This is a genomic window from Paenibacillus aurantiacus, assembly GCF_042431225.1.
In the GTDB taxonomy this organism is placed as follows: domain Bacteria; phylum Bacillota; class Bacilli; order Paenibacillales; family Paenibacillaceae; genus Paenibacillus_Z; species Paenibacillus_Z aurantiacus.
Window position 1 is genome coordinate 386,030 of record NZ_JBHMDO010000047.1, and the last position, 20,798, is coordinate 406,827.

Below are 20,798 nucleotides of genomic sequence, written 5' to 3' on the forward strand. Positions count from 1 at the left end.
CTCCCCCTTGTTGTGCTCAGCTTCCTACGCTGTTGTATTTTCTTATGCCCATGCGTGTTAACAGTATTGAAAAAGTAAAGAGAAGCACTCCAAGAACAGGAGTAAGCAAATATAATTTTGGATATGTTACCGGCTTATCCAACAGATAAGCGGCGGGGTAAAAGTTAATAAACGCCCATGGCAAAATAAATGTAAGTACACTGCTAAAAAGCGTGCCGTATATTGAAATGGGATAGTTAATAACCGTGCGAAAATTAATGAATAAAATCTGAGTGAGTGTAAATGATTTTTTCAACCAAAAGCTTAACGATCCAAAAAATATGAGTGCGGCACTCTGAATAAGGACAGCGCCAATCACACTCGCCACAAAATAAAAAGCTTTAAATAGGGACCAATCGATGTCAACCGTCACGACGCTTACACCAAGAAAGATGCAGGAGACCAGTATCTGCCCGATACCAGACCATGAGAACCCATCAAAAATCATGCTGTACATGGGGAAGATCGGACGAACGAGTACCCGGTCGAATCGACCGTCATTAATATATCGTTCCAACCCATATACATAATCGAATAAAAATGTGGATGCTATTGAATAAGAAAATAAATTCAATGCGCTCAATAAAATTAAATCGTTGTAGTCCCAACCATCAATCATCTTGAATTTGTTCGTAATGATCCAAATGGAGGTATACATCAAAAAATACGCATAGAAGTTAGTAAACAAGCCGGTAACAAAGTTGACTCTATATTGCATTTGGGCCTTAATGTTGTACTTAATATGTAAACCATACAGTTTCAACAAATGTGCCATTTTAACCCCCTTGAATGATCAATCTCTTCTTCCCGAACTGCCATAACAGTCCCGCTACAATCCCAAACACGCCAATCCAGCAGAGCTGAAGCAAAAAATTTCTTAGTATCTCTTCGTTGGTGATTTTGTTAATTATCAAACTTTGAGGGAATTGGTACAGTAGTTGAAAAGGAAGATAGGCGCAGATGGCTTGCATCGCACCCGGAAAGTACCAAAGTGGTATAACCGCTCCACCCAGGATTGCGATCGTTTCATTCAGAATACGAACAAACCAGCCTGCATTGATTAAAATAAAGTGAAGGAGACCGATGATGTAGCTCATAAGCCAATACATCATCATATTTAGCGGAAGCGCTACAGCAAAAAGAAGAAGATTTCCAAGCGGAATTTCAATATCTGTCATCGAAGTCAGAATCGGTATTATGATAACCAACGGCAGGCTTTTGACTACAAAGCTGCTGATACTCATCCCAATCGATATGCAAAACATCTTCATCGAATAGTAGTAAGGCTTAATCAATTCCATTGCGATCGAGCCTTCCATAACGTGATGTCCAACCTGATAGGCAACAGAATCGATATAAAAGGTAATACAAATTCGGCCGATGATTAAATACAGTGCCATCTCTACCAGTGTCGTATTAATAGAAGTGGAGTATTCTAACAGCGCCTTCCATAGTAAGACCTGAGTAGCCAAAAAAAATAGATTCGTAAAGATTCCCACAAATGTATCAAACTTATACGCAAAGGAATCTCGAATGGATATTTTTACAATTTCTAGATACGCCCTCATTGGCTCCCCCTCAAGGATTAAGTCCGAATTGATCTCCATTGTGCGCTGAACGTCCAAATAACAACCAGAATGAACAGGACTCCCAACAGGAACCGAAACAGTACGACGGGTGAATGAAACAGATATCCTACGACAGGACCGATCGCTGCTCCGACATCAACCGAAATCGTGTAGACGGTCATCATAAAATACTTTGAATCGTCAGCCGCTTTTTCGGCTGCCCATGAATCAAGTATCACCGTTAATAGGGTTGCCATTAGCAGAACGAGCAGTCCTGCACAAGACCATAGAACTACATTCCTCGTCCAGAGCATTGCTCCAATCCCAAGTCCCCCTATTGTTAATGCCGCTATAAATGTAAGGATCCGCACCTTTGGAGATTTATCAATCAGGCTTCCGATAATCGGCGAAATAACCGGAGCCAGCGCCCAACGGCTTGCTTGAATCAACCCCGATAATGTAGCCGCCCCTACGATAAGACTGAATAACTCAACCCTATCCGTGAAAAAAGAGTGAATGACATAGGACAGGGTGGAACATAACGCGCCTTCAAAAGTCATCGTCAGCAGCAGGCCGGTAAAAAGCAACCTGCCAACTTCGAATTCCTTCAGTTTTCTTGCATGCGCCCAAAAGTAGCCTGTTTTCTCATCCTGATAGCCAAAGCTGGATTTCCCCAGTTTCAAAACAGCAATCGGCGTGGTAATCAAAATCAAACAACCCAGAAGAATGGAAACACGGCTAAAACCAATCGTGTCTGCCAGCAGCCCCCCGGCAGCCATCCCAAACAAACTGCCTACGCGATACAACCCGTTGTACATGCCGGTTAAGTAGCCTCTGTTCTCAGAAGTAGATTCATCGGCAATTGTAATGTAAGCCCCCATGCGAAGAAGCATCCAAACAATCCCCCACAAGCAACGAAGGAGCACCCAATACGCAAATGAATGCGCAAAACCATAGCCGACCGTAATTACCCCGGATAATATTAAGGCGATGACCAAGTTGCTCGTGCGTGGTATTCTGCTAGACAACCAACCCAATAGCGGACCCAGTACAATTCGGATCAGCCTATTGATGGACAGCAAAATCCCCACTTGCCATAAACCGGTTAATCCTACATTCTCCCAATAGATGGGAAGCGCAATGTATAGCATTGAATCGCCAGTCAAGCATACCGCCGTGACCAAGGATAGCCCAACAATACGTTTCTTAACAGCTGGCTCGGCTTTCATTGACTATTATTCTGGCCGATGCTCGTCTTGTAGAGTGATGATCGATCCATCTTCAAGACGAATCCAACTATCAAAGGAGGATGCGTTCTCGCGCAGTTGAATCATTCGCACCCCTTTTAACATCCCTTCTTTGCCGTAGCTGTTGTAACCGGTTAGCCTTCCGTAGCATAACCGAATCCCATACAACTTTCCTTGAAAATCATTGACATGATCGTGGCCGACGAAGACGCCAATCACGTTCTCTTCTTGAAGCATCGCGGCAAACAATCCCGAGTTCACTTTAGAACTGCCCACATTCTCGAATTTGTCCCCATAACATACTTGATTCGTCCACATGTGAAGATATTCGGGCAGCGGGATATGAAAGAAGGCTAGCGTTGGCGGGAGTGTTGGACTGGAGGCGTATTGTTTGATACGACTGCATTCTTCGCGAAACCATTGAATTTGATCGGCTTTAATCCAATCTGCGCCGCCAATTTCCGAGGGAGCGTAGCTTCCGGAATCCAAACATATAACGGCTGCGCCTATTTGATCCGAATCATTCGCATAAATGGGCAATGAATAGTTGCTGAATCCATGGATATCTCGGGGGCCCTGCTCGGTAAGACAGGTTATTGAATCCAATTGCGCGTTAAGAAGCGATATGTAGGCAGTTTCATCCAGCGCGTCATGATTTCCAAAAACGATAGACCACGGAATGCCTGAATCTCGTACCGCCTTTGTGGCTTGTAGAAAAGAATCAACCGGGGACATACAATTCTCAACATGTATGATGTCTCCCGTAAAAATAACCAAATCGGGTTCTTCAGCTTTAAGCACGTTCTCCATTAATTGATGAGCTTTCCTATTCTCCTCATTAAGAATGGTCCAATGCAGGTCGGTGATTTGCATAATTCGAAAAGTTCGGTCAGAACGAAATCGCAACTTAGGCAGCAGAGTTATCACCCTTTTTTTCTATAATTTTACATAGGTGTTGTGAATTCGTAAATGATGACAATTCCACTAAAAATGATACTAAACACCTAAAATGATTACTCAATCTGACTCCATGACCTTAAAAATGCACGCCTTTCTCGAGTACATGGTGTAGTTGACCATCACGCGATCTTCATCGATATGCTGAATAACGCCGCCCACATCAATCAGCAATTCCTTTGCATCGGGTAATGGTTTATAGATCGAAATAAGCAGCTTTTGGTCTTTAGCAGCCGCTAATTGCTCGAACCCTATCTCCCTCATAACCTTCATTGTCATTCACCTGTACCTCAGTCAAATTGAATTCCAACCAATTGTCTGACCCGATCGATGTGTCGGAAGTCTTCTTCTGTGAATGCGCCGCTTACTAGAATGGTATTTACATTTACGCTCACATATTGAACCAGGTATTTCGCTACCTCTACTCCACATTAGACCGTGACGCCATGATCCGAATTCCCGACGCCACATCAGACCCCTAGCAATGTAGAATTGAATATCGAACATCCGATTCATCCAGCAATCCTTACTTGGCATTCTCGGCCATGCTGATGGCTGGTCTGGATGGGATTAAGCGGAAGCTTGATCCGGCTGATTACGGTTTGAACCAAGGATCTACCGCGCACAAGCTCCCTAACAGCTTAGATGCAGCGCTAAACTGTCTGGAAGGAGATTATGAATATTTATTAGAAGGCAATGTTTTTACCGAGGATGTTATACAGGCATATATAGCCATGAAACGCGGGGAGTTCCAAGTAATATCCGAACATATTCATCCCATTGAGCTACAGTACTATTTTGGTGTGTAACAAACTGAAAACAGACAAGGATAATGCGATATGATCGCATTATCCTTGTCTGTTTTTAAGCTCATAGAACGCTTATAGATCTCGCAAACCCTGCACCGCCTGCCGAACCGCTCGGTAGAATGACTGCCAATGAGGAGCCGCGTCCTCCATTTGCTCCGCCGCCAGCAGCGCTGGTTCCGGACCGGCAGCCAGGCGGCCGGTCAACGCCGCCTGACGCGCTTCACGCTCCTGTAAGGAGTAGCCGCCGCCACCGCTATTCGTTTGCTCTTCCACGCTACGACCTCCCTTGCGGTTATGCCGCTCTTCCCTAGGACTAGCCTTTCAGCCGCTGCTTGCGCAGCGTAAACAGATCGCGCAGCTCGTCGGTCGACAGCTCGGTGATCCAGTTCTCGGATTGGCCGACGACTTGGTCGTTCAGCAGCTGCTTGCGCGAGATCATATCGTCGATCCGCTCCTCCAGCGTACCGAGCGTGACGTATTTGTGCACCTGCACGCTCCGCTTCTGCCCGATCCGGAACGCTCGGTCGGTCGCCTGGTTCTCCACCGCGGGGTTCCACCACCGGTCGAAATGGATGACGTGATTCGCCGCCGTCAGATTGAGACCCGTGCCGCCCGCCTTCAGTGACAATACGAAAGCGCAGCCCGGCTCCTGCTCGTTCTGGAAGGATTGGATCATCGCGTCGCGCCCCGCTTTCGGCACGCCGCCGTGCAGGTACGGGGTTGGCAGGCCGATGCGCTCCTCGATCAGCCGCTGCAGCGCAAGGCCCATGTCCACGTACTGCGTGAAGATGAGACAGCGTTCGCCTTCCGCCGCAATCTCCTCCACCATCTCCAGCAGCCGCAGCACCTTGTTCGAACGTTCTGGATCCCAGGCCGCCGGCGTCGACGCCGGGTCTTCCTTAAGCAGCAGACTCGGATGATCGCACACCTGCTTCAATCGGGTGAGCGCGGATAGGATAAGTCCCCGCCGCTGCATGGCGCCGACGGATTCCAGCTGGCCCAGCAGATCGGAGACCATGTTCTCGTAAATCGCGCCCTGCTCCACCGTCAGCGAAAGGTAAGTCTGCATCTCGTTCTTCTCCGGCAGCGACAGCTGGATCGATGGATCCTTCTTCACCCGCCGCAGCATGAACGGCTTCACCCAGCGCTGCAGCTCGGCGATCAGTTCACCGTCCCGCTCGCGCTCGATCGGCTGGACGACCGCCCGGCGGAATTCGCCCAAGCTGCCAAGGTAACCGGGATTTATGAAATCGTAGATGGACCACAGCTCCGTCAGCCGGTTCTCCATCGGCGTACCCGTCAGCGCGATCCGGTGGCGGGCCGGGAAGGCGCGGATCGCCATCGATTGCTTCGTATAATAGTTCTTAATGTTCTGGGCTTCGTCCAGACAGACGACATCCCATTGCACGCCGCCGATATCCTCTTCGTCAAGCGGCGCCAGCGCATACGAGGTAATGACCAGATCCGCTGCTTGCGCCGCCTCGGAGAACGCTTCGCCCTTGAATCGCTTCGGACCGTAATGCACATGCACGCGAAGCGACGGCGCGAATTTCTCGAGCTCTTTCTCCCAGTTGCCGATAACCGACGTCGGACAAATAAGCAGCGAAGGCCCGAGCTTGTTCCCCTTCTCCAATACATATTGCAAATACGCGGTGAACTGGACCGTCTTGCCAAGCCCCATGTCGTCGGCCAAACAAGCTCCGATGCCGAATTGCCGCAGAAACGCCAGCCAGGAGACCCCTTGCAGCTGATATGGCCGCAGCTCGCCGTGGAAGTTCGCCGGCTTCTCGATGACCGGCAGCTCGCTCGTCTCGCTCAGCTTGCCGATCCAGGCGGCGAGATGCTCGCTGAGCTCCACCTCGGCCGCAAGCGCCTCGCGGTCTTCCTGCTCCGCTTCCAATTCGGCCGATCCCCGCAGATGCATCTCCAAGACGTCGCGCATCGTGAAACCCTGCTTGCCGCCGTTCTTCTTCAGCCAGCGGCGAATCCGCTCGACATCGTCCGGGTCCAGATGCACCCATTCCCCGCCGACCTGCATCAATCGGCGGTTCTCCTCGGCCAGCCGCATGAATTCCGCTTCGCTCATGCTCACGCCGCCGACCGCGAGTTTCCAATCGAAGTCGACGATCTGCTGGAGCCCGAACGTAGACTGATCCGGCGCACCGATCGACGATTTCACCTTGGCGCGCAGGCGCAGGCGCCGATTGCGCACGCTCTCCCACCAGCCGGGCAGCAGCACCGGCGCGCCGGCCGCCAGCAGCTTCCCGCTCGCCTGCTCCAGGAATTGGAACGCTTCACCATCGGTCAGCTCCGTACGCAAATACGCATGCCCGTCATTCGCCCCTTCGCCGCCTTCCGTCCAATCCGGCAGCGCCGCCAGCCACTTGGCTTCTTCGCGCCGCATCCGCGAAGCGAAGTGCGCCCGCCATTCGTCCGGCGCGTCTTCCGGCAGGCGGAAGCGCAGCGGCATCAATCCGTCATCCGCCTGCCCGGCTGCGGCTGGCTCCGATGGACGCAAGGCGCGCCATCCGCCGCCCAGTACCCGGTCCTGGACGGCTGGCCTCAGCCGCCAGCCGTCCTCGCCGTCCGGTTCCATTAGCTGCAGCGCCATCCGGAACGGGACATCGTCTCGCTTGAGCCCGATCGCCACCAGCCAGTCGTCTTCGTCTGCAGCCTTCTGCGCGAGCACCGATTCGCCTGCGCCCTCGGCAGTCTCCCGCCAGGCTTCGGCTACAGCCGGGTCACTCTCGATCAGCGCCTCGACCGCTTGCGTCAGCCAGCGCCGCGCGCCGCCGTCTCCGGCTTCGGCAAGCTCGGCGTCGAGCTGTGCCAGCGTCTGCGCCTCAGGTTCGAGAGCGGGAATATCCGGCTTCCATGCGCGCTCCTCCTCCGTCCATCGGGACCAATCCGGGATGAACCAGCCTCGCAGCAGCACCGTCCTCAGCAGCGCCGCATATGCCATGAGCCGGGTAGCGCGGTCGCTCCACTCTACCTGCAGCAGCGCCACCGGCGCGGGCGCGGCCAAATAATCCAACGCCAGCAGCGCGGGCACGCTTAGCTCAATCTGTCCGGTTCGCTCGTCGAGCCGCTCCTCGATCTCGGTCCCATACCAAGACGGGGCATGCCAGGCAAACAGCAGCGAGCGGCTTCGCTGCGAAAGCCCTGCCGCATGGCGGACGCTTAGCACGATTCCCTCGCCGTCTTTCCAATATCCATCGACATACAGCGTTTCCGCTCCCGTGTAGCCTCTCATGTGATGATTTTTCCCCTCCAAAGCTCTTCCTGCAGAGCGCGAAGCCGTTGGTGCTTGCGCACGGTCTCGCCTACGTAGCGATCCCAGGCTTCCTGCTTCTTCTCTGTCTTATACAGCTTCTCCAGCTTCTTCATCAGTTTGACGGCCGTCCGGTACCCTTGCCGATTGCGGCTGCGTATCGCGTGATCAATCGCCTGATGGTACATCGGGAACAGCACCTGCGGCGCGTTCTTGGCCACCTCCCGCACGACCTGGATGTCCAGCTCGTCGGGGTCGATCCCGATCCGCAGCTGAAGATCGGCCCACTGCCCGTAGCGCTGCTGCTCGATCCAATGATCGGACAAAGCGGAGTAGGAGTTGGGCAAGAACGAGATCAGATATTTCTCCCACGCCGGGTTCTCCGGCTGCCGTTCGTCGGCGATTCTGCACATCGACAGGAACGGGCCGAAAGCGCGGGATTTGCGTTCGACCATCAGCCCGGCATAAATATAATTCATCCAGCTCGCAAGCCGCTCCCAGTCGTTATCCTCCAGCCGTTCCATGGCACAGTCGCAGGCGAGCAGCACCGTGCGGTTGAACTCCGTATCGGCGAGCAGCGCCACCGCCTGCTCGTCGCTGCCTTCCACGAAGTGGAGAAAGGCCAGCGCCATCGGGTAGAAGAAGGAGGTGCGGCCCGACCTGCGCGCGATCTGATGGCAGCCCGCAAGCCACTTCTCCTCGGCGTCCCTCCACGCGGGATCGTCGATCATTTTGCCCCACAACGCGAAATACAGCGTCTCCCAGCGGTGCAGCTGCCCTTCGCGGTCCATGTCGCGAGCGTGAAAGAAGGCGCGCAAGCTCTCGACCGCTTCCCGTTCGGCGGCCGACAGGCCTGCCGCGTTCCATTGTCCGGCCAGCTCCAGATACTGGCCAATCCAAGGCTCCGTCATCCGCGCGAACGCCATCTCGTAGTAATAACGTGTATGGCTATCGACCGCCGAATACGCCCGCTCCGCCTGCTCTGCCACGAACAATATCGCATGCATCCAATGCATGTTTCGCAGCGTCTGCGGCCACGTTTTGGACATGCTCTTGAGCGACGTCAGCACCGATTGCAGCGGATGCAGCGAGTGTCTGCACTGCCGATACGTATCGCCGAACTTCCGTTCCATGGCCTCGATCCATCCGGACGGTGCTTGAGCGGGATCGTCCGTCTGCCCAGGGGCGCCCGCGCCTGCCGGAACGCTCCCGCCTTCCCCTGCCGTCTCCGCGCCGATCGTATCGCCGTACAGCAGCCGGTTGTAAGCTTCGTCCGGGCTTAAGCCCGCATATTGGCAATACGCAAAATAGACGGCTGCCATATGCTTGCAATAGCCGCCGTGCGGACAGGTACAGGTGCTGAATGCGAATTCGTCCGCGTCGAGGGTTACCGCGTATACGGTCTCGCCTTTGACAGAGCCGTAGATGCTCGTGCCGTTCATCACCTCGACGGAACGCACCTTCTCCCTGCGGAAGTAATCCCAGCCGCGCTCCAGCATCTCGGCCGGCATGACCTCCGCAAGCTGGGCTTCCAGCGATTCGCCCAAGCCGTCGTTCAACTGAAAACGTGTGTACATCCGTCCGTCCCTCCGCTTCGTTCAGCCATTCTTTTTATTATAGCAAAACCGAAACAGAAATGCTCCCTGCAAAGGATATCCGATCCATCGCTGAGAGCATATTCGCGAATTATTCATGGGGAATGCGGACAATGAATGTTATCGATTCCGGTTCATCCGTCCGGACGTCGACCGCTCCTTTATACTTAGCGACGATCGATCGCACGATCGACAAGCCAAGCCCGGAGTGGTCGCGCCCCTTCGTCGTATACCCGGCCGAGAAGATTACGTTAGCATCGGGCCGCGAACCGGTACTTCGCGCGTTGCGGATGATGAATTCAAGCATGCCGCCCTGGCGGCGGCCGCTTATGACGACCTCTCGGCGCTCCTCCGGCACGTTCGCCTGCTCGTCGAAGGCATTGTCGATCAGATTGCCGAGCACCCGGGTCATATCGAGCGATTGGACGCCGAGCTCCATGTTAATGCCTTCGAAGCTGCTGGCGAACCGGATCTTCAACTGTTCCGCCTGCGAGATTTTGGCGCGAATCAGCGCCGCGATCGCCGGGTTGCCGATGTGGAGGATGTCGTTCAACTCGCGAATGTCGCCGGTCAGCTCGCGGGTATATGCGCGAAGTTCCTCCGTTCGGCCAGCTGCCGCAAGCGAATGGATCGTCTGGACGTGGTTCATGAAATCGTGCCGCTGCTCGCGAATCGAGGTGAATAGCGCGTTCACCTCGTCCGCATAGGTCTCCTGCGCTCTTCGCGCCAGCTCGTTCTCCGATTTCCGGTACGAGGCCATGATCGCATACGCGATAGCAAGACTGACCAACGTGACGATGACAATCGTGACGGTAATCCACGCGAACTGCTCGTCCAAGGTCTGCTGCACGGATTGGTAGTCGGCCACAAGCGTCATAACGTAACGATCCATCGGTTCCCCGTGCTCGTCCACCATGCTCGCGGACGGGGCCGTTGTGACAGGGATGTACATTTTGAGCACGTGTCGATTGTTCAGCTTCGCGTTCACGGTGAACGGTTCATTCAGCCGATGGACTCGTTCCACGATCCGCTCGTCCTCGGCATGCCGGAAGTCGTTCGTTCCGTAGATGACCGGCCGCTGCGTCTTGTGCTCGAGCAGCTCGCCCTTGTCCGTTACCGTCACCTGTTCGCCGAGCGGGAAGGTGCTCGGATTGAGCACGCCGATCTCCAGCAGGGTCTCGTTCGACTCCAGCGTCTTGCGGATCAAGGAACCGACCCCGGTCTTCGTCTCGTAAGCCAGCTGCCGGTCGTCATATTTGATGTACGGATCGATGATATAGTTCGTCGTGCCATCATAGTAGTATCCCCACTTATGAATCTGGCTCGTATCCGAAGTAGCCATCTCGAACGGTCCCGTCCAGAAATGAGGCAGCGACTGGCCCCACGGTATGGTGACGTTCCGCTGCCGGAACAGCTGTTGGAACGCTTCGTACCACGGATCCCAACTGTCCGTCTTAAGGCCCAGCTCGTTCGAATCCGACGACCGGTACAAAATAATATTATCGAGCGTCTTCTTCAGCAGCGTGATATGAGCGATGCCCAGCTTCTCGCTTAATTGCTCGAGCTCGCGGTTGGTTACCTGCTCCACATCGGGCTTCAGCGCAAACTGGGCCGCTATGGCAGCAGCCCTCAGTTCGCGTCCGATCTATCGTTCGTATTCTTCCGCGCCGAGACGGGAGAGCTCGATCGAGATTTCGATCTGCTTGGCGAACGCCGCAAGCTCCTCGCGCAGCCGCTCCTCCAGCGTTCGTTTGGTCGTGAAGTAATAAATGCCATTGTTGGCCGCCAGCAGCAAACCAATCAAGCCAATCGCGAAAATCCATTTATTCCGGCGCATCCTCTGTTAACTCCCTCGCACGTACTTTCATCGCCTTATGAACGGTAGCCTTCTTTCATTCATTATGAGGGATTGTAGCGCCTCGATACAATGAACGTTTGCGACTATCGCGCCCCCGTCAGCCTGCCCCACCACGCTTTGAGCGCCCATTTGCGCTCTTGTCTCTTCTTGTAGCGCGGCAGCGCCCGGTAAATCTGGCCGCATTCCGCAAGCGCGCGAGCGGCGTCTTCCCGGCGCCCTAGCTGCACGTACAGCTTTGCCGTCTGAATATAAGCTTCGCAGGAGGAGGTGTCGATCTGGCGGAAGGATTCCAGATGCGCGATGGCGGCCGCGGGATCAGACTTCGCTTTCAGCGCGGCAAGCCGCAAATACGACGCGCCGTATTTCACTCTTGGATTAATGGAGAGCGCGTTGCGCAGCGCGGCTTCCGCCGCATCCTGTTCGCCTAGATGGGCAAGCGCATTCCCAAGATCGTCCCAGAATTCAGCCGAATGATCGAGCGCATCCTGAAGCGGCATCAGCAGTTCCTTGGCTTTGGCGTATTTCTTTCGTTCAATGAGCAGCCGGGCCAGCTCGTGTTTGCCCGGAACGTCGTTCGGGTTCATCAGCACCTGTTGGCGCAGCCTTCGGATCGCCGATAACCGGCGGAACGGCTTCACAATGCTCGGCGATAAGCCGACGAATCGGCGGTCAATAATATACAGCACGACGAGAAATACGACGATCGCGAGAAACGGGTTGCCGAGCACCCGCCAAAGCAAAACAAACAACAAAAATTTAAACATAACGCCCTCCTGATGTCATGAACACGGAAATATTGGGAACTGCTTCCTTATTGTACATGATAATAGGCAAGGCGAATAGACGGCGCTATTGTCACCTTCTGGATGTCGTAAGATCGAGTGATGCGCAGACAGGTTTGTTCTCAAGGCGCACCTTAACCAAATGCTTGCTTGCATAAGATCGATTGGGGGACTTAAACTGTTAACAACAAGCAACGCCGGGAGGAAACCGCATGTTCGATCAAATTCGCGCCCAGCTGCCAGGCTGGGTGAATGAAAGCCGCGCGCTCGCCGTACACGGGCGGGTCGCCGCCTATATACCCGAGCTGGCTAAAGCGCCGGCCGACGCACTGGGCATTACCCTCATGGGCCGAGGCGGAGAGATTGCATCGGAAGGCGATCATGAATTGAAATTTACGATGCAGAGCATCTCGAAGGTGTTCACGCTGCTGCTGGCACTGATGGATAATGGCGAGGAAGGCGTATTCGCCAAAGTGGGCATGGAGCCGTCCGGCGACGATTTCAATTCCATGCTCAAGCTGGAGCTGGTGGAGCCGGGCATCCCGTTCAACCCGCTCATCAACGCCGGGGCCATCGCGGTGACATCGCTGATCAAAGGCGAGACGCCCGCCCGCAAGACGGAACGCATTATGCGATTCTTCCGCGATGTCGCAGGAACGAACGAATTGCACATTAACGAAGCGGTCAGCCGGTCGGAGGCCGCGACGGCGCACCGGAACCGCTCGCTCGCCTATTTCCTGAAGGATAACGAAGTCCTCGGCGAAGAGATCGACGTCGAAGAGCTGCTGCAAGTGTATTTCGACCACTGCTCGGTGGAGATCGACTGCACGCAGCTGGCGCGCATGGCGCTCGTGCTCGCTTTCGGCGGCGTCGATCCGATTACGGGACGGGAGCTCGTCCCCCGCCATTACGTTAGAATCGCCAAATCGTTCATGGTCACGTGCGGCATGTACAACGCCTCCGGCCAATTCGCCATCCGCGCCGGCATACCGGCGAAGAGCGGCGTCTCCGGCGGCATCATGGCCGTCATCCCCGGCCAATACGGCATCGGAGTCGTCGGCCCTGCGCTCGGACGCCAAGGCAACAGCACAGCGGGCGTCCATCTGCTGGAGCGCATGAGCGCGGCATTCGATTGGAGTCTGTTCTAAGCCGCGCGCGTCAAAAAGCCTTCCTACACCGCTTTCGTACGAAAGCGCAATAAGAAGGCTTGAGCAAGGTTAGCGGCCGGGCGGTCAAATTTTCAGTTCCCCAAGCTTAATCAGCTCGACAACCGCTTGCGAACGACCTTTGACGTTCAGTTTCTGCATAACATTGGAAATATGATTTCGGACTGTCTTCTCGCTTATGAACAGCTGCTGCGCGATATCGCGAGTCGTTTTGTCCTGAACGAGAAGCTCGAATACTTCGCGTTCGCGGTGCGTCAATAAAAATTTGCTCTTCTGGTCGTTGTCCCTCAAATGCGTCACCCCTCCTTGCTCGGGATTTTGTGGTCTAACAAGGTCAAGGGATACAGTCAAAATATTGTATGAAAAGGCGAATAGAGTGGTGCGATTGTGCATAAAAATGGGCGCGCATCAGGGCGAAGCGAAAAAAGAACGCAAAAAAAGAACCGGCATTCCGCTTAGACGGATGCCGGTTCTTTGCGATACAGAAGATTATCGGGCTCTCAGCGCTCTTGCGGGGAAGACCCGCTCAACCATGGCGTTGAACTCGGTGATATAGCCTTGAATCGGGTGTCCAAGACGCACGTCCTCGGCATAGGAAGCCATCCGGTGAACGAAATCCGGGTTGGACGAGACATAGACATGATTAACGGAAGGCGCAAGGCGTCTGACTTCGCGCTCGATGTCGGCTTGCAGACGGCTGTCGATCCGAACGGCGGCCGCCCCGTTATAGGCGAAAGGCTGGAAGCGCTTGGTGCCCCCGCTGCCGTACATATCGTAATCCATGCTGTTCTGGTATCCGATCGACATGCCGCGTCCCAATTCCCCGCCATACGGTCTGACTGTCGTAGCGCCGCTTGTGGTGTTGCCGCGCTGGGCCGGATGGGTAAACCGGTTGCGATCGCGCATAATATCCATAGCCCTTGCGTTCATTCGGCGTCCGCGCTCCATTTGGGCTTCCATCGTCGACTCGCGGTCGTTCTGGACGTTTCCGGTCCCGTTCGATGGGGTACCTGCAGCATAAGAGCGGACGCGAACTACGCGGTCGTTGGTCATGTCATTATTGTTCAGGGCGTCATATTGCAGACGGTCGCCAATCCGGTTCAATTCACCCGTGCTCTGCAGCATCCGGGTATAATTCGAGAGTCCCATCGCGTCACGTAACGTATGTGCATACGTGCGCGGTCCAGCGGCATTCGTACGCAGATGGCTCGTCGCGCGGCCGTTGACGGACATGCGACTGAATTTCGTGCTGTCATAGCTCTTCCGGCCGTCGAATCGGTTAGTCCCGCCGGTGCTGCGCGTCATCCCCGTGAAATTGGAATTGCCCATCGTATCGCTGAACCGGTGGGCATAAACGCGGGCGCCGCCATTCATTTGCGTTTGCGTTTGCGTATGCGCCGAAGGCGGTAAGTAGGCCATGTCGGTGCGGGAGAGCGGACGCATGGAGGACTGCCCGATCGATTTGGCGCTCAAACCGTGCGACCCTTTGCCATCAATGGCGACATAGGCGTTGGCGTTCGTCAGCATGACGTAGGCCGAACCAACCCCGGATAGCGTGGAGAGACGTTCCGCGATATTCGTATCCAGTTCCAGACGATAATTGCGATGCGATCCGATAATGTTGTTGCTGTTCAAACGGCGTCCATTCATCCGATTCTGCTCATTCATGTGATCGTGCGCGAAAAATTTGACATGCCTATTGCCGTTGCCATCCTCACGTACGCTTTGCTGGCGGATATTCCGGTTGCCGAGCTCGCCGTGATTCTCGGAACAGCCTGCGATGACCGTGCTTAACATGGCGCCCGCGGCGAGCAAGATCCATTTGCGCTGCATGAACCATCCTCCATTCGTATGATCGAGCATGCTTTTTGCCCGATTATAGCGTTTGCCGAAGCCGGAGGGGCTATGCTGTCACATTTAACCGCCGATGCGCACTAAGTGGGCGAGTTCCTCTACGCCTTTGAGCGCCGTCGTGAACGGCGTTTGGCGCTTATGCGCAATTTGGTCCCCGACCAGATTCGCCATATCAGAAGCCAGCACGATCTCGCCGGGATTCCCTGATGCTTGGATACGCGAAGCCAGATTGACCGTACGGCCAAAATAATCATTGCGCCCGTTCATGCCGACCGTGACGGCCGGCCCGTGGTGGAGCCCGACGCGAAGCCGAAGTCCGTTCGCCGCCGGCCAATGCTCCTGAATATGGAGCGCGGCGAGCACTCCCTCCTCCGGTCGATCGAACACGGCCATCACCGCGTCGCCAATCGTCTTGACGACCGCACCTCTATGCGCTTGAACCGTTCGGTCTAGAAAATCGAACATCTCTCGGACATATCCATAGGCTTCCGCATCGCCGACTTGTTCATAATATGCCGTAGACCCGCATAAATCGGTGAACAGTACGGTCAAACTCTGAATGCCGACCTGCTGCCCCGGCGCAAGCACGTCGGAGGCGAACAGCGTCCGGAATTCCGGAAATAACGTCACATGCGCGGCAGTCGCCACCGAATCGCCCCATGCTTCCCGTTCAAGTACAATCATGACGTCTTTATCCCTGCGGCTATGAATATGCAGCTCCTGGCCAGGCAAAACAACGACCGCTTCGCTTTTCCATCCCTGCGCATCCAGCTCGATCGTTAGCATGGAGGAACCGGGGTGAACGGATGAAAGAAGCGAGGCATCGCCGCACAAGATTGAGCTTTCCGGGGATATCGTCTCGGCTCTTCCATTGTAGGTCGAATCGAATGCAGCCCGATTGCGAAGAAGTCGCAGCTTTTCATTACCGCGCAGCACGCGCAGACGCCAGCCTTCATCATGAGGGACGTCAAGCGTGACCGACTCGCCGGCACGCAGTAACCGTTGGGTGCGGATATGCGGCGAGAAAGCCGGCGATCCGACACAGTAGATGGAACGCTTCACGTCGCGGATTTCCCGGTGCGCCGAGAAGCACAGCTCCACATAGCGGTCGAACACCGCATCGTAATCGACGCCGCACCAGTCGCAGTGATAGGAACCGGGAAGTTCGGCGAGTACGCTTGCGCCGGTGTCGGCGACGCGGCAATTCGGACAGATCAATCGCCACTCCAGGTTAAGCATGCCTATCTGGGTGGCCCGAAGAAGCAGCTTGAGCACTTCCCCGCGCTCCATGCCCCATGAATCCGCAAGGCGAAACGGTTGCATCTCTGCGATCTCTTCGTCACCACCCTCCTCCAACGTGGCTTGGAGGAGCCGGACAAGCTCGATGTCGCATCCTTGTTCCACCAAACGATTCGCCAGAATGGACAGTTTGGCTTTGTCGGCGGCGCTATTCTTGGCCATGACGGGCAGATGCCGAATTGCGAGTGCCAACTCGGACGATGCGGCGTCGATCGCCTGATCCACATAAGCGAACGTCTTCTTCATGGAACTGACCGCGATCCGCCGGATCAGAGGCAGCAGCGCGCGCGAGGCTGCCCGGACATTCGAGTAGAGACGCAGCTTCGTACGCCCGTCCTCTTCGGTCAATTCAATGCCCGATCGGAACATCCGCATCGGACCGCGGGAATAGTCGCGGAACACTTCATACCAACGGCCCTGCTCCCATTCGAACGGGTATTCTTCCCATTGCATTGGCCATACTTTGGCCGCGGTAGACGTCATGGACCGGCTAATTGATCCAGCTGCCGCGACACCCTTGTAAACCGGGTCCAGGCCGATCGCCCTGTTCAACCGGTTGTTGTTGGACAGCAGCTCCCAGATTCGCTCAGGAGCCAAATCAAACGTACGCTCCATTTGCAGCCGCATCTCTGGCTTCCGATTGTTGTTTGGCATGACACGCCTCTCTCCCGAATAGTTGTTGAATCGTGCAGAATTATGTCGTTGGCATCATTATCTTCATTCTACATGAGCGCCGCGTTGACAGCACGGGCGAATTTATGTAAAGTGATGGTATTAGAACCTGGTACTAATATCAGATACTAAAGGAGCTGATTGCCGTGCAAACACCTTCTTCATTCTTCTCCAACGCGCGCATGACCGCATTCGGGAGCTACGTCCCGGAGCGCATCTTGACCAATGCGGACCTGGAAGCCATGGTCGATACTAACGACGAATGGATCGTTCAACGAACCGGTATTCGCGAACGGCGGATCGCAGCCGACGATCAATTCTGCAGCGACTTATGCTTCGCCGCCGTGCGGGACCTGCAGGCCCGGTATAAGGCCGACCTGTCCGACATCGACTTTATCTTGGTAGCCACGACGACCCCGGATACGTTCTTTCCGAGCATGTCCGCGCGCGTGCAGGCCGAGTTCGGCATCGGCTCGTGCGGAACGGCGGACATTCAAGCAGCCTGCGCTGGATTCGTCAGCGCCTTGCAGCTCGCCAACGGTCTGCTGCTAACCGGCGTCCATCGCAAAATTCTCGTCATCGGCGCGGAGACGCTCTCCAAGGCGACCGATTACGAAGACCGCTCCACCTGCATCCTGTTCGGCGACGGGGCCGGCGCGGCGCTGCTCGAACGGTGCGAGGAAGGGGCCCTGCTCGGCTCGTACGTCTCCACCTCTGGCGATCGCAACGCCAATTTGTATCGTTCCAGCTTGTCCGCCTCTATTGACGGCAAGCCAATCGTAACGAATGGCAAAATCGTGCAGAACGGCCGGGAAGTGTACAAGTGGGCGGTGACGAATGTGCCCAAAGGCGTATCGGCGCTGCTGGAGCGTTATGGCTATTCGCCGTCCGATCTGGACTGGTTCGTGCCGCACAGCGCCAACATGCGCATCATCGAGTCCGTCTGCGAACGTACGGGCATTCCGGTCGAGCGGACGCTCGCCAGTCTCGAGACGCGCGGCAATACATCAGCCGCTTCCATCCCGCTCGCGCTCGATATGGCGCTGAAGGACGGACGGCTCAAGAACGGCGACCTGGTGCTGCTGTACGGGTTCGGTGGCGGCCTGACGGAAGCGGCGCTGCTGCTGCGCTGGACGCTGTAACGACATATCGCTTTGATTTCACCGGCTGCCCCTCGTGAGCGGTCTGCTATCTTTGAAGCCCTTTCGGAGCTTGCGCATGCGCGCTCCGGAAGGGCTTTTTTTCACGTAGGCTCCTTGTCCCGCATCGCATCCTCAGTCATCACGAGTCATATACCCCAATCGGGCGCTAGATTCGCGCGCATAGAATAGAGAGGTAGATCGGCTATTACACTTTCAATTAAGAGGTGAAAGGCATGAATCCAAGAGTGTCGATCGTGATCCCTTTTTACAACGACCCCTATATTGGCCAAGCGATCGAAAGCGCGCTCTCGCAAACGTACGACAATATTGAAATTATCGTCGTGGATGACGGCTCCACTAGCTATCAGCATCTTATCGCGCCATACGGGCACCGCATTAACTACATTGGCAAAGCCAATGGGGGAACGGCTAGCGCCCTGAATCACGGCATTCAGATCGCCAGTGGCAAATATGTCGCCTGGCTCAGCTCCGACGACCGCTTCTACCCGGATAAAGTGGCACGTCAGGTCCATCTTATGGAAAGCATTGGCGCCCAAGCAAGCTTCACCGACTACGACGTCATTAACGAACACGGCGCAGTCACCCAACATCGGGCCGGACCCAAATACCCGACATTCAAAGCATTCGTCCAGACGCTGCGCAATAGTTGTCCGGTGAACGGTTGTACCGTCATGATGACCAAGCAGCTTGTCGAGGCGATCGGCTACTTCAACCCGGGCTTGCCTTACACGCACGACTACGACATGTGGATTCGGCTTATCCTGTGCCGAATCGATTTCCACTACTTGAACGAGCCGCTCACCGCTTACCGCCGGCATTCTAATATGGGGACGGTGCGGCATATCGAACGAATCGTGCAAGAGGCGACCTCCGTCAGCTCGGCGTATGGGTTTCTGATGGATACGCTAATAGCCCAGCTCCCCGATTAGGGGGCTGGGCTCGTTGTCGCGGGCCTTGACCGGCGATTATTTGGAGACGATGACCTTCTCGGACACGACGTACATCGACGTATCCCCGGCAGGCTGCATATAGAAGCGAACTTTATAATTCCCGCCGCTGGCGAATTTGTAGCTGATCACCGGGGTATTGATCCAGAAATCTTCCTTCCCCTTCTCGGGGAACGCCTTCTGGCCCGCCTTGCGTTCTTCGATCACCGTCTCTGCGCCATCCGGATCGGTCAGCGTCACCTTGAACGCGGCGAGATCCGTCTTGAGCGAGTCGATCTGGGCAAGCACGTTGAAGGAGATCTTCTCGCCCTTGTTCACTTCGCCGAAAATAGAGTCGCTGTCCTTGGTCATCATATGTACGTTGGGGGTAAAGATCGACACGGTCTGCTTCTTGCCGTCCAGCCCGATAATGCCCCGAAGCTGATCACGAATCAGGTCGATCGATACATACAGGCCATCCAGCGCCTTGGCGCTGCCGCCCGCCGCTTCGTTCCCGTTCACGAGCACCCTGATATTCTTCGCGATAGGATCCGCGTAAACAGCGCCCGCGGCGAGCAAACTTAGCGCGGTCATGGCGACGAGCAAACTTCTTCTCTTCATCGAATCCTCACCTGCTCTATCTTAGTCATGTATATGATGACTAATTTACCATAAATATCAAGCGGTGATAACCCCCGAATATGTCGAACATGGCAAGCTACAGTACCGCCGCCGCTCCGCCATCGATATTCACCGATGTGCCGGTTACATACGAGGCCGCGCTCGAAGCGAGAAAGGCGATGACGTTCGCCGCTTCCTCCGCACGGCCGATTCGGCCAAGCGGGATGCCGTGCTTCGGATCGGACGCGAACTGCTCCCACGACTGCTCGGGCGCCTTCGCCTGCCACATCCGCTCGATCTGATCGCTGCGGATAAGGCCGATGCACACCGAGTTGACCCGTATGCCATCCTTGGCCAAATCCTTGCTCATCGCCTTCGTAAGCGCAAGTCCCGCCGCTCGGCTGACCGAGGTCGGCAGCGAGGAGGCGGAAGGCGTCTTGCCGCCGACTGCGGTGACATTCACGATCGCGCCGCCTCCACGCTCACGCAAATGCGGAATAACGGCCTTGGCGAAGTGGACTGCGCCGTACAGCTTCAAGCCAAGGTCCGCGTCCCAAGCTTCCGTATCGACCGATTCGAACGGCTTGGCAGCCGAAGTTCCGGCGTTATTCACCAGAATATCGACGCCGCCGAACGTCTCCACCGTCCGCGCAACCGCCGCTATTGCCGCTTCCTCCGACCCGACGTCTGCTTGAATCCGCAGCGGGTCCCGACCCGTCACTTCGGCGATGCGGGCTGCTGCCTGCTCCAACGCCGCTTCCCCCCTTGCCACGATCGCCACGTTCGCGCCTTCCGATGCCAGACGAATGGCTGTCGCAAGTCCGATGCCTTTGCTGCCGCCGGTAATAATAGCGGTTTTGCCGCTTAATCCGAGATCCATATCCATGCCTCCCGATAGGTTTTGTATATATTATTCCATACTGTTCCTTGATCCGTCTATGAGGAACAAAAGAAAGAACCACCGGAATTAT

General features: G+C 55.3%; 20 protein-coding genes. 4 read left to right on the forward strand and 16 right to left on the reverse strand.

Annotated elements, in window-relative coordinates; translation table 11 throughout:
- Nucleotides 1–16: 16 nt before the first annotated feature.
- The 5 genes from ACFFSY_RS30035 to ACFFSY_RS30055 all read right to left on the reverse strand — a co-directional run bounded on the left by ACFFSY_RS30035 (nt 17) and on the right by ACFFSY_RS30055 (nt 4,090).
- Nucleotides 17–814: an ABC transporter permease gene (locus tag ACFFSY_RS30035; RefSeq protein ID WP_377501181.1), complete on the reverse strand. Its 798-nt coding sequence runs from the start codon at nt 812–814 to the stop codon at nt 17–19.
- Nucleotide 815: 1 nt separating this feature from the next.
- Nucleotides 816–1,607 (reverse strand): ABC transporter permease, encoded by a 792-nt coding sequence (locus tag ACFFSY_RS30040; protein ID WP_377501183.1) that lies wholly within the window; start codon nt 1,605–1,607, stop codon nt 816–818.
- 17 nt (nt 1,608–1,624) lie between these two features.
- Nucleotides 1,625–2,836 carry an MFS transporter gene (locus ACFFSY_RS30045; RefSeq protein WP_377501185.1) on the reverse strand — a complete coding sequence of 404 codons (1,212 nt, stop codon included), beginning with the start codon at nt 2,834–2,836 and terminating at the stop codon, nt 1,625–1,627.
- A 6-nt stretch (nt 2,837–2,842) separates the two neighbouring features.
- A complete protein-coding gene (locus ACFFSY_RS30050) occupies nt 2,843–3,727 on the reverse strand; it encodes a metallophosphoesterase family protein (protein WP_377501187.1) in 885 nt (294 codons plus the stop codon).
- Between the two features lie 144 nt (nt 3,728–3,871).
- Nucleotides 3,872–4,090 (reverse strand): hypothetical protein, encoded by a 219-nt coding sequence (locus ACFFSY_RS30055; protein ID WP_377501189.1) that lies wholly within the window; start codon nt 4,088–4,090, stop codon nt 3,872–3,874.
- A 212-nt stretch (nt 4,091–4,302) separates the two neighbouring features.
- On the opposite strand from ACFFSY_RS30055, the gene ACFFSY_RS30060 reads away from it, so the two are divergent.
- Nucleotides 4,303–4,620, forward strand: coding sequence for a type I glutamate--ammonia ligase (locus ACFFSY_RS30060; RefSeq protein ID WP_377501569.1), 318 nt, complete (start codon nt 4,303–4,305; stop codon nt 4,618–4,620).
- 72 nt (nt 4,621–4,692) lie between these two features.
- Here the strand turns inward: ACFFSY_RS30060 and ACFFSY_RS30065 are convergent, their stop codons facing one another.
- The 6 genes from ACFFSY_RS30065 to ACFFSY_RS30090 all read right to left on the reverse strand — a co-directional run bounded on the left by ACFFSY_RS30065 (nt 4,693) and on the right by ACFFSY_RS30090 (nt 12,108).
- On the reverse strand, nt 4,693–4,893 hold the full coding sequence (locus tag ACFFSY_RS30065; RefSeq protein ID WP_377501191.1) for a hypothetical protein: 201 nt from the start codon (nt 4,891–4,893) through the stop codon (nt 4,693–4,695).
- 40 nt (nt 4,894–4,933) lie between these two features.
- The gene (locus ACFFSY_RS30070) at nt 4,934–7,873 is read right to left on the reverse strand and encodes a DEAD/DEAH box helicase (RefSeq protein WP_377501193.1); all 2,940 of its coding nucleotides are present in this window, start codon (nt 7,871–7,873) and stop codon (nt 4,934–4,936) included.
- The gene (locus ACFFSY_RS30075; RefSeq protein WP_377501195.1) at nt 7,870–9,468 is read right to left on the reverse strand and encodes an SWIM zinc finger family protein; all 1,599 of its coding nucleotides are present in this window, start codon (nt 9,466–9,468) and stop codon (nt 7,870–7,872) included. The genes ACFFSY_RS30070 and ACFFSY_RS30075 overlap by 4 nt, the downstream gene beginning before the upstream one ends.
- Nucleotides 9,469–9,577: 109 nt before the next feature.
- Nucleotides 9,578–11,074: a sensor histidine kinase gene (locus ACFFSY_RS30080; RefSeq protein ID WP_377501197.1), complete on the reverse strand. Its 1,497-nt coding sequence runs from the start codon at nt 11,072–11,074 to the stop codon at nt 9,578–9,580.
- A gap of 57 nt (nt 11,075–11,131) precedes the next feature.
- The gene (locus tag ACFFSY_RS30085) at nt 11,132–11,323 is read right to left on the reverse strand and encodes a hypothetical protein (protein ID WP_377501199.1); all 192 of its coding nucleotides are present in this window, start codon (nt 11,321–11,323) and stop codon (nt 11,132–11,134) included.
- Nucleotides 11,324–11,427: 104 nt separating this feature from the next.
- Nucleotides 11,428–12,108: a tetratricopeptide repeat protein gene (locus ACFFSY_RS30090; RefSeq protein WP_377501201.1), complete on the reverse strand. Its 681-nt coding sequence runs from the start codon at nt 12,106–12,108 to the stop codon at nt 11,428–11,430.
- A gap of 230 nt (nt 12,109–12,338) precedes the next feature.
- Here ACFFSY_RS30090 and glsA point away from each other — a divergent pair, with 230 nt between their 5' ends.
- On the forward strand, nt 12,339–13,274 hold the full coding sequence (gene glsA / locus ACFFSY_RS30095) for a glutaminase A (RefSeq protein WP_377501203.1): 936 nt from the start codon (nt 12,339–12,341) through the stop codon (nt 13,272–13,274).
- Nucleotides 13,275–13,358: 84 nt separating this feature from the next.
- Here glsA and ACFFSY_RS30100 read toward each other — a convergent pair whose 3' ends face one another.
- From ACFFSY_RS30100 to ACFFSY_RS30110, 3 genes are all read right to left on the reverse strand, one after another.
- On the reverse strand, nt 13,359–13,583 hold the full coding sequence (locus ACFFSY_RS30100; RefSeq protein ID WP_377501205.1) for a helix-turn-helix domain-containing protein: 225 nt from the start codon (nt 13,581–13,583) through the stop codon (nt 13,359–13,361).
- A gap of 198 nt (nt 13,584–13,781) precedes the next feature.
- The gene (locus tag ACFFSY_RS30105) at nt 13,782–15,125 is read right to left on the reverse strand and encodes a YhcN/YlaJ family sporulation lipoprotein (RefSeq protein ID WP_377501207.1); all 1,344 of its coding nucleotides are present in this window, start codon (nt 15,123–15,125) and stop codon (nt 13,782–13,784) included.
- A gap of 84 nt (nt 15,126–15,209) precedes the next feature.
- Complete coding sequence (locus ACFFSY_RS30110; RefSeq protein WP_377501209.1) at nt 15,210–17,099, reverse strand: adenylate/guanylate cyclase domain-containing protein; 1,890 nt, start codon at nt 17,097–17,099, stop codon at nt 15,210–15,212.
- 200 nt (nt 17,100–17,299) lie between these two features.
- Between ACFFSY_RS30110 and ACFFSY_RS30115 the strand changes: the two genes are divergently transcribed.
- Nucleotides 17,300–18,259 (forward strand): ketoacyl-ACP synthase III, encoded by a 960-nt coding sequence (locus ACFFSY_RS30115; protein ID WP_377501571.1) that lies wholly within the window; start codon nt 17,300–17,302, stop codon nt 18,257–18,259.
- Between the two features lie 233 nt (nt 18,260–18,492).
- Entirely contained in the window at nt 18,493–19,209 is a 717-nt protein-coding gene (locus ACFFSY_RS30120; protein WP_377501211.1) for a glycosyltransferase, read from the forward strand.
- Between the two features lie 36 nt (nt 19,210–19,245).
- On the opposite strand, the gene ACFFSY_RS30125 is transcribed toward ACFFSY_RS30120, so the two are convergent.
- Together ACFFSY_RS30125 and ACFFSY_RS30130 are read right to left on the reverse strand one after the other, a co-directional pair.
- Nucleotides 19,246–19,827: a hypothetical protein gene (locus tag ACFFSY_RS30125; protein ID WP_377501213.1), complete on the reverse strand. Its 582-nt coding sequence runs from the start codon at nt 19,825–19,827 to the stop codon at nt 19,246–19,248.
- A gap of 97 nt (nt 19,828–19,924) precedes the next feature.
- Nucleotides 19,925–20,707: an SDR family NAD(P)-dependent oxidoreductase gene (locus ACFFSY_RS30130; protein WP_377501215.1), complete on the reverse strand. Its 783-nt coding sequence runs from the start codon at nt 20,705–20,707 to the stop codon at nt 19,925–19,927.
- Nucleotides 20,708–20,798 lie beyond the last annotated feature (91 nt).

Excerpts from the sequence above, each read along its gene's own strand:
- ACFFSY_RS30035 (WP_377501181.1), bottom strand. The coding sequence starts at position 814 with ATGGCACATTTGTTGAAACTGTATGGTTTACATATTAAGTACAACATT.
- ACFFSY_RS30040 (WP_377501183.1), bottom strand. The coding sequence starts at position 1,607 with ATGAGGGCGTATCTAGAAATTGTAAAAATATCCATTCGAGATTCCTTT.
- ACFFSY_RS30045 (WP_377501185.1), bottom strand. The coding sequence starts at position 2,836 with ATGAAAGCCGAGCCAGCTGTTAAGAAACGTATTGTTGGGCTATCCTTG.
- ACFFSY_RS30050 (WP_377501187.1), bottom strand. The coding sequence starts at position 3,727 with ATGCAAATCACCGACCTGCATTGGACCATTCTTAATGAGGAGAATAGG.
- ACFFSY_RS30055 (WP_377501189.1), bottom strand. The coding sequence starts at position 4,090 with ATGACAATGAAGGTTATGAGGGAGATAGGGTTCGAGCAATTAGCGGCT.
- ACFFSY_RS30070 (WP_377501193.1), bottom strand. The coding sequence starts at position 7,873 with ATGAGAGGCTACACGGGAGCGGAAACGCTGTATGTCGATGGATATTGG.
- ACFFSY_RS30075 (WP_377501195.1), bottom strand. The coding sequence starts at position 9,468 with ATGTACACACGTTTTCAGTTGAACGACGGCTTGGGCGAATCGCTGGAA.
- ACFFSY_RS30085 (WP_377501199.1), bottom strand. The coding sequence starts at position 11,323 with ATGCGCCGGAATAAATGGATTTTCGCGATTGGCTTGATTGGTTTGCTG.
- ACFFSY_RS30090 (WP_377501201.1), bottom strand. The coding sequence starts at position 12,108 with ATGTTTAAATTTTTGTTGTTTGTTTTGCTTTGGCGGGTGCTCGGCAAC.
- glsA (WP_377501203.1), top strand. The coding sequence starts at position 12,339 with ATGTTCGATCAAATTCGCGCCCAGCTGCCAGGCTGGGTGAATGAAAGC.
- ACFFSY_RS30105 (WP_377501207.1), bottom strand. The coding sequence starts at position 15,125 with ATGCAGCGCAAATGGATCTTGCTCGCCGCGGGCGCCATGTTAAGCACG.
- ACFFSY_RS30110 (WP_377501209.1), bottom strand. The coding sequence starts at position 17,099 with ATGCCAAACAACAATCGGAAGCCAGAGATGCGGCTGCAAATGGAGCGT.
- ACFFSY_RS30115 (WP_377501571.1), top strand. The coding sequence starts at position 17,300 with ATGACCGCATTCGGGAGCTACGTCCCGGAGCGCATCTTGACCAATGCG.
- ACFFSY_RS30120 (WP_377501211.1), top strand. The coding sequence starts at position 18,493 with ATGAATCCAAGAGTGTCGATCGTGATCCCTTTTTACAACGACCCCTAT.
- ACFFSY_RS30125 (WP_377501213.1), bottom strand. The coding sequence starts at position 19,827 with ATGAAGAGAAGAAGTTTGCTCGTCGCCATGACCGCGCTAAGTTTGCTC.
- ACFFSY_RS30130 (WP_377501215.1), bottom strand. The coding sequence starts at position 20,707 with ATGGATCTCGGATTAAGCGGCAAAACCGCTATTATTACCGGCGGCAGC.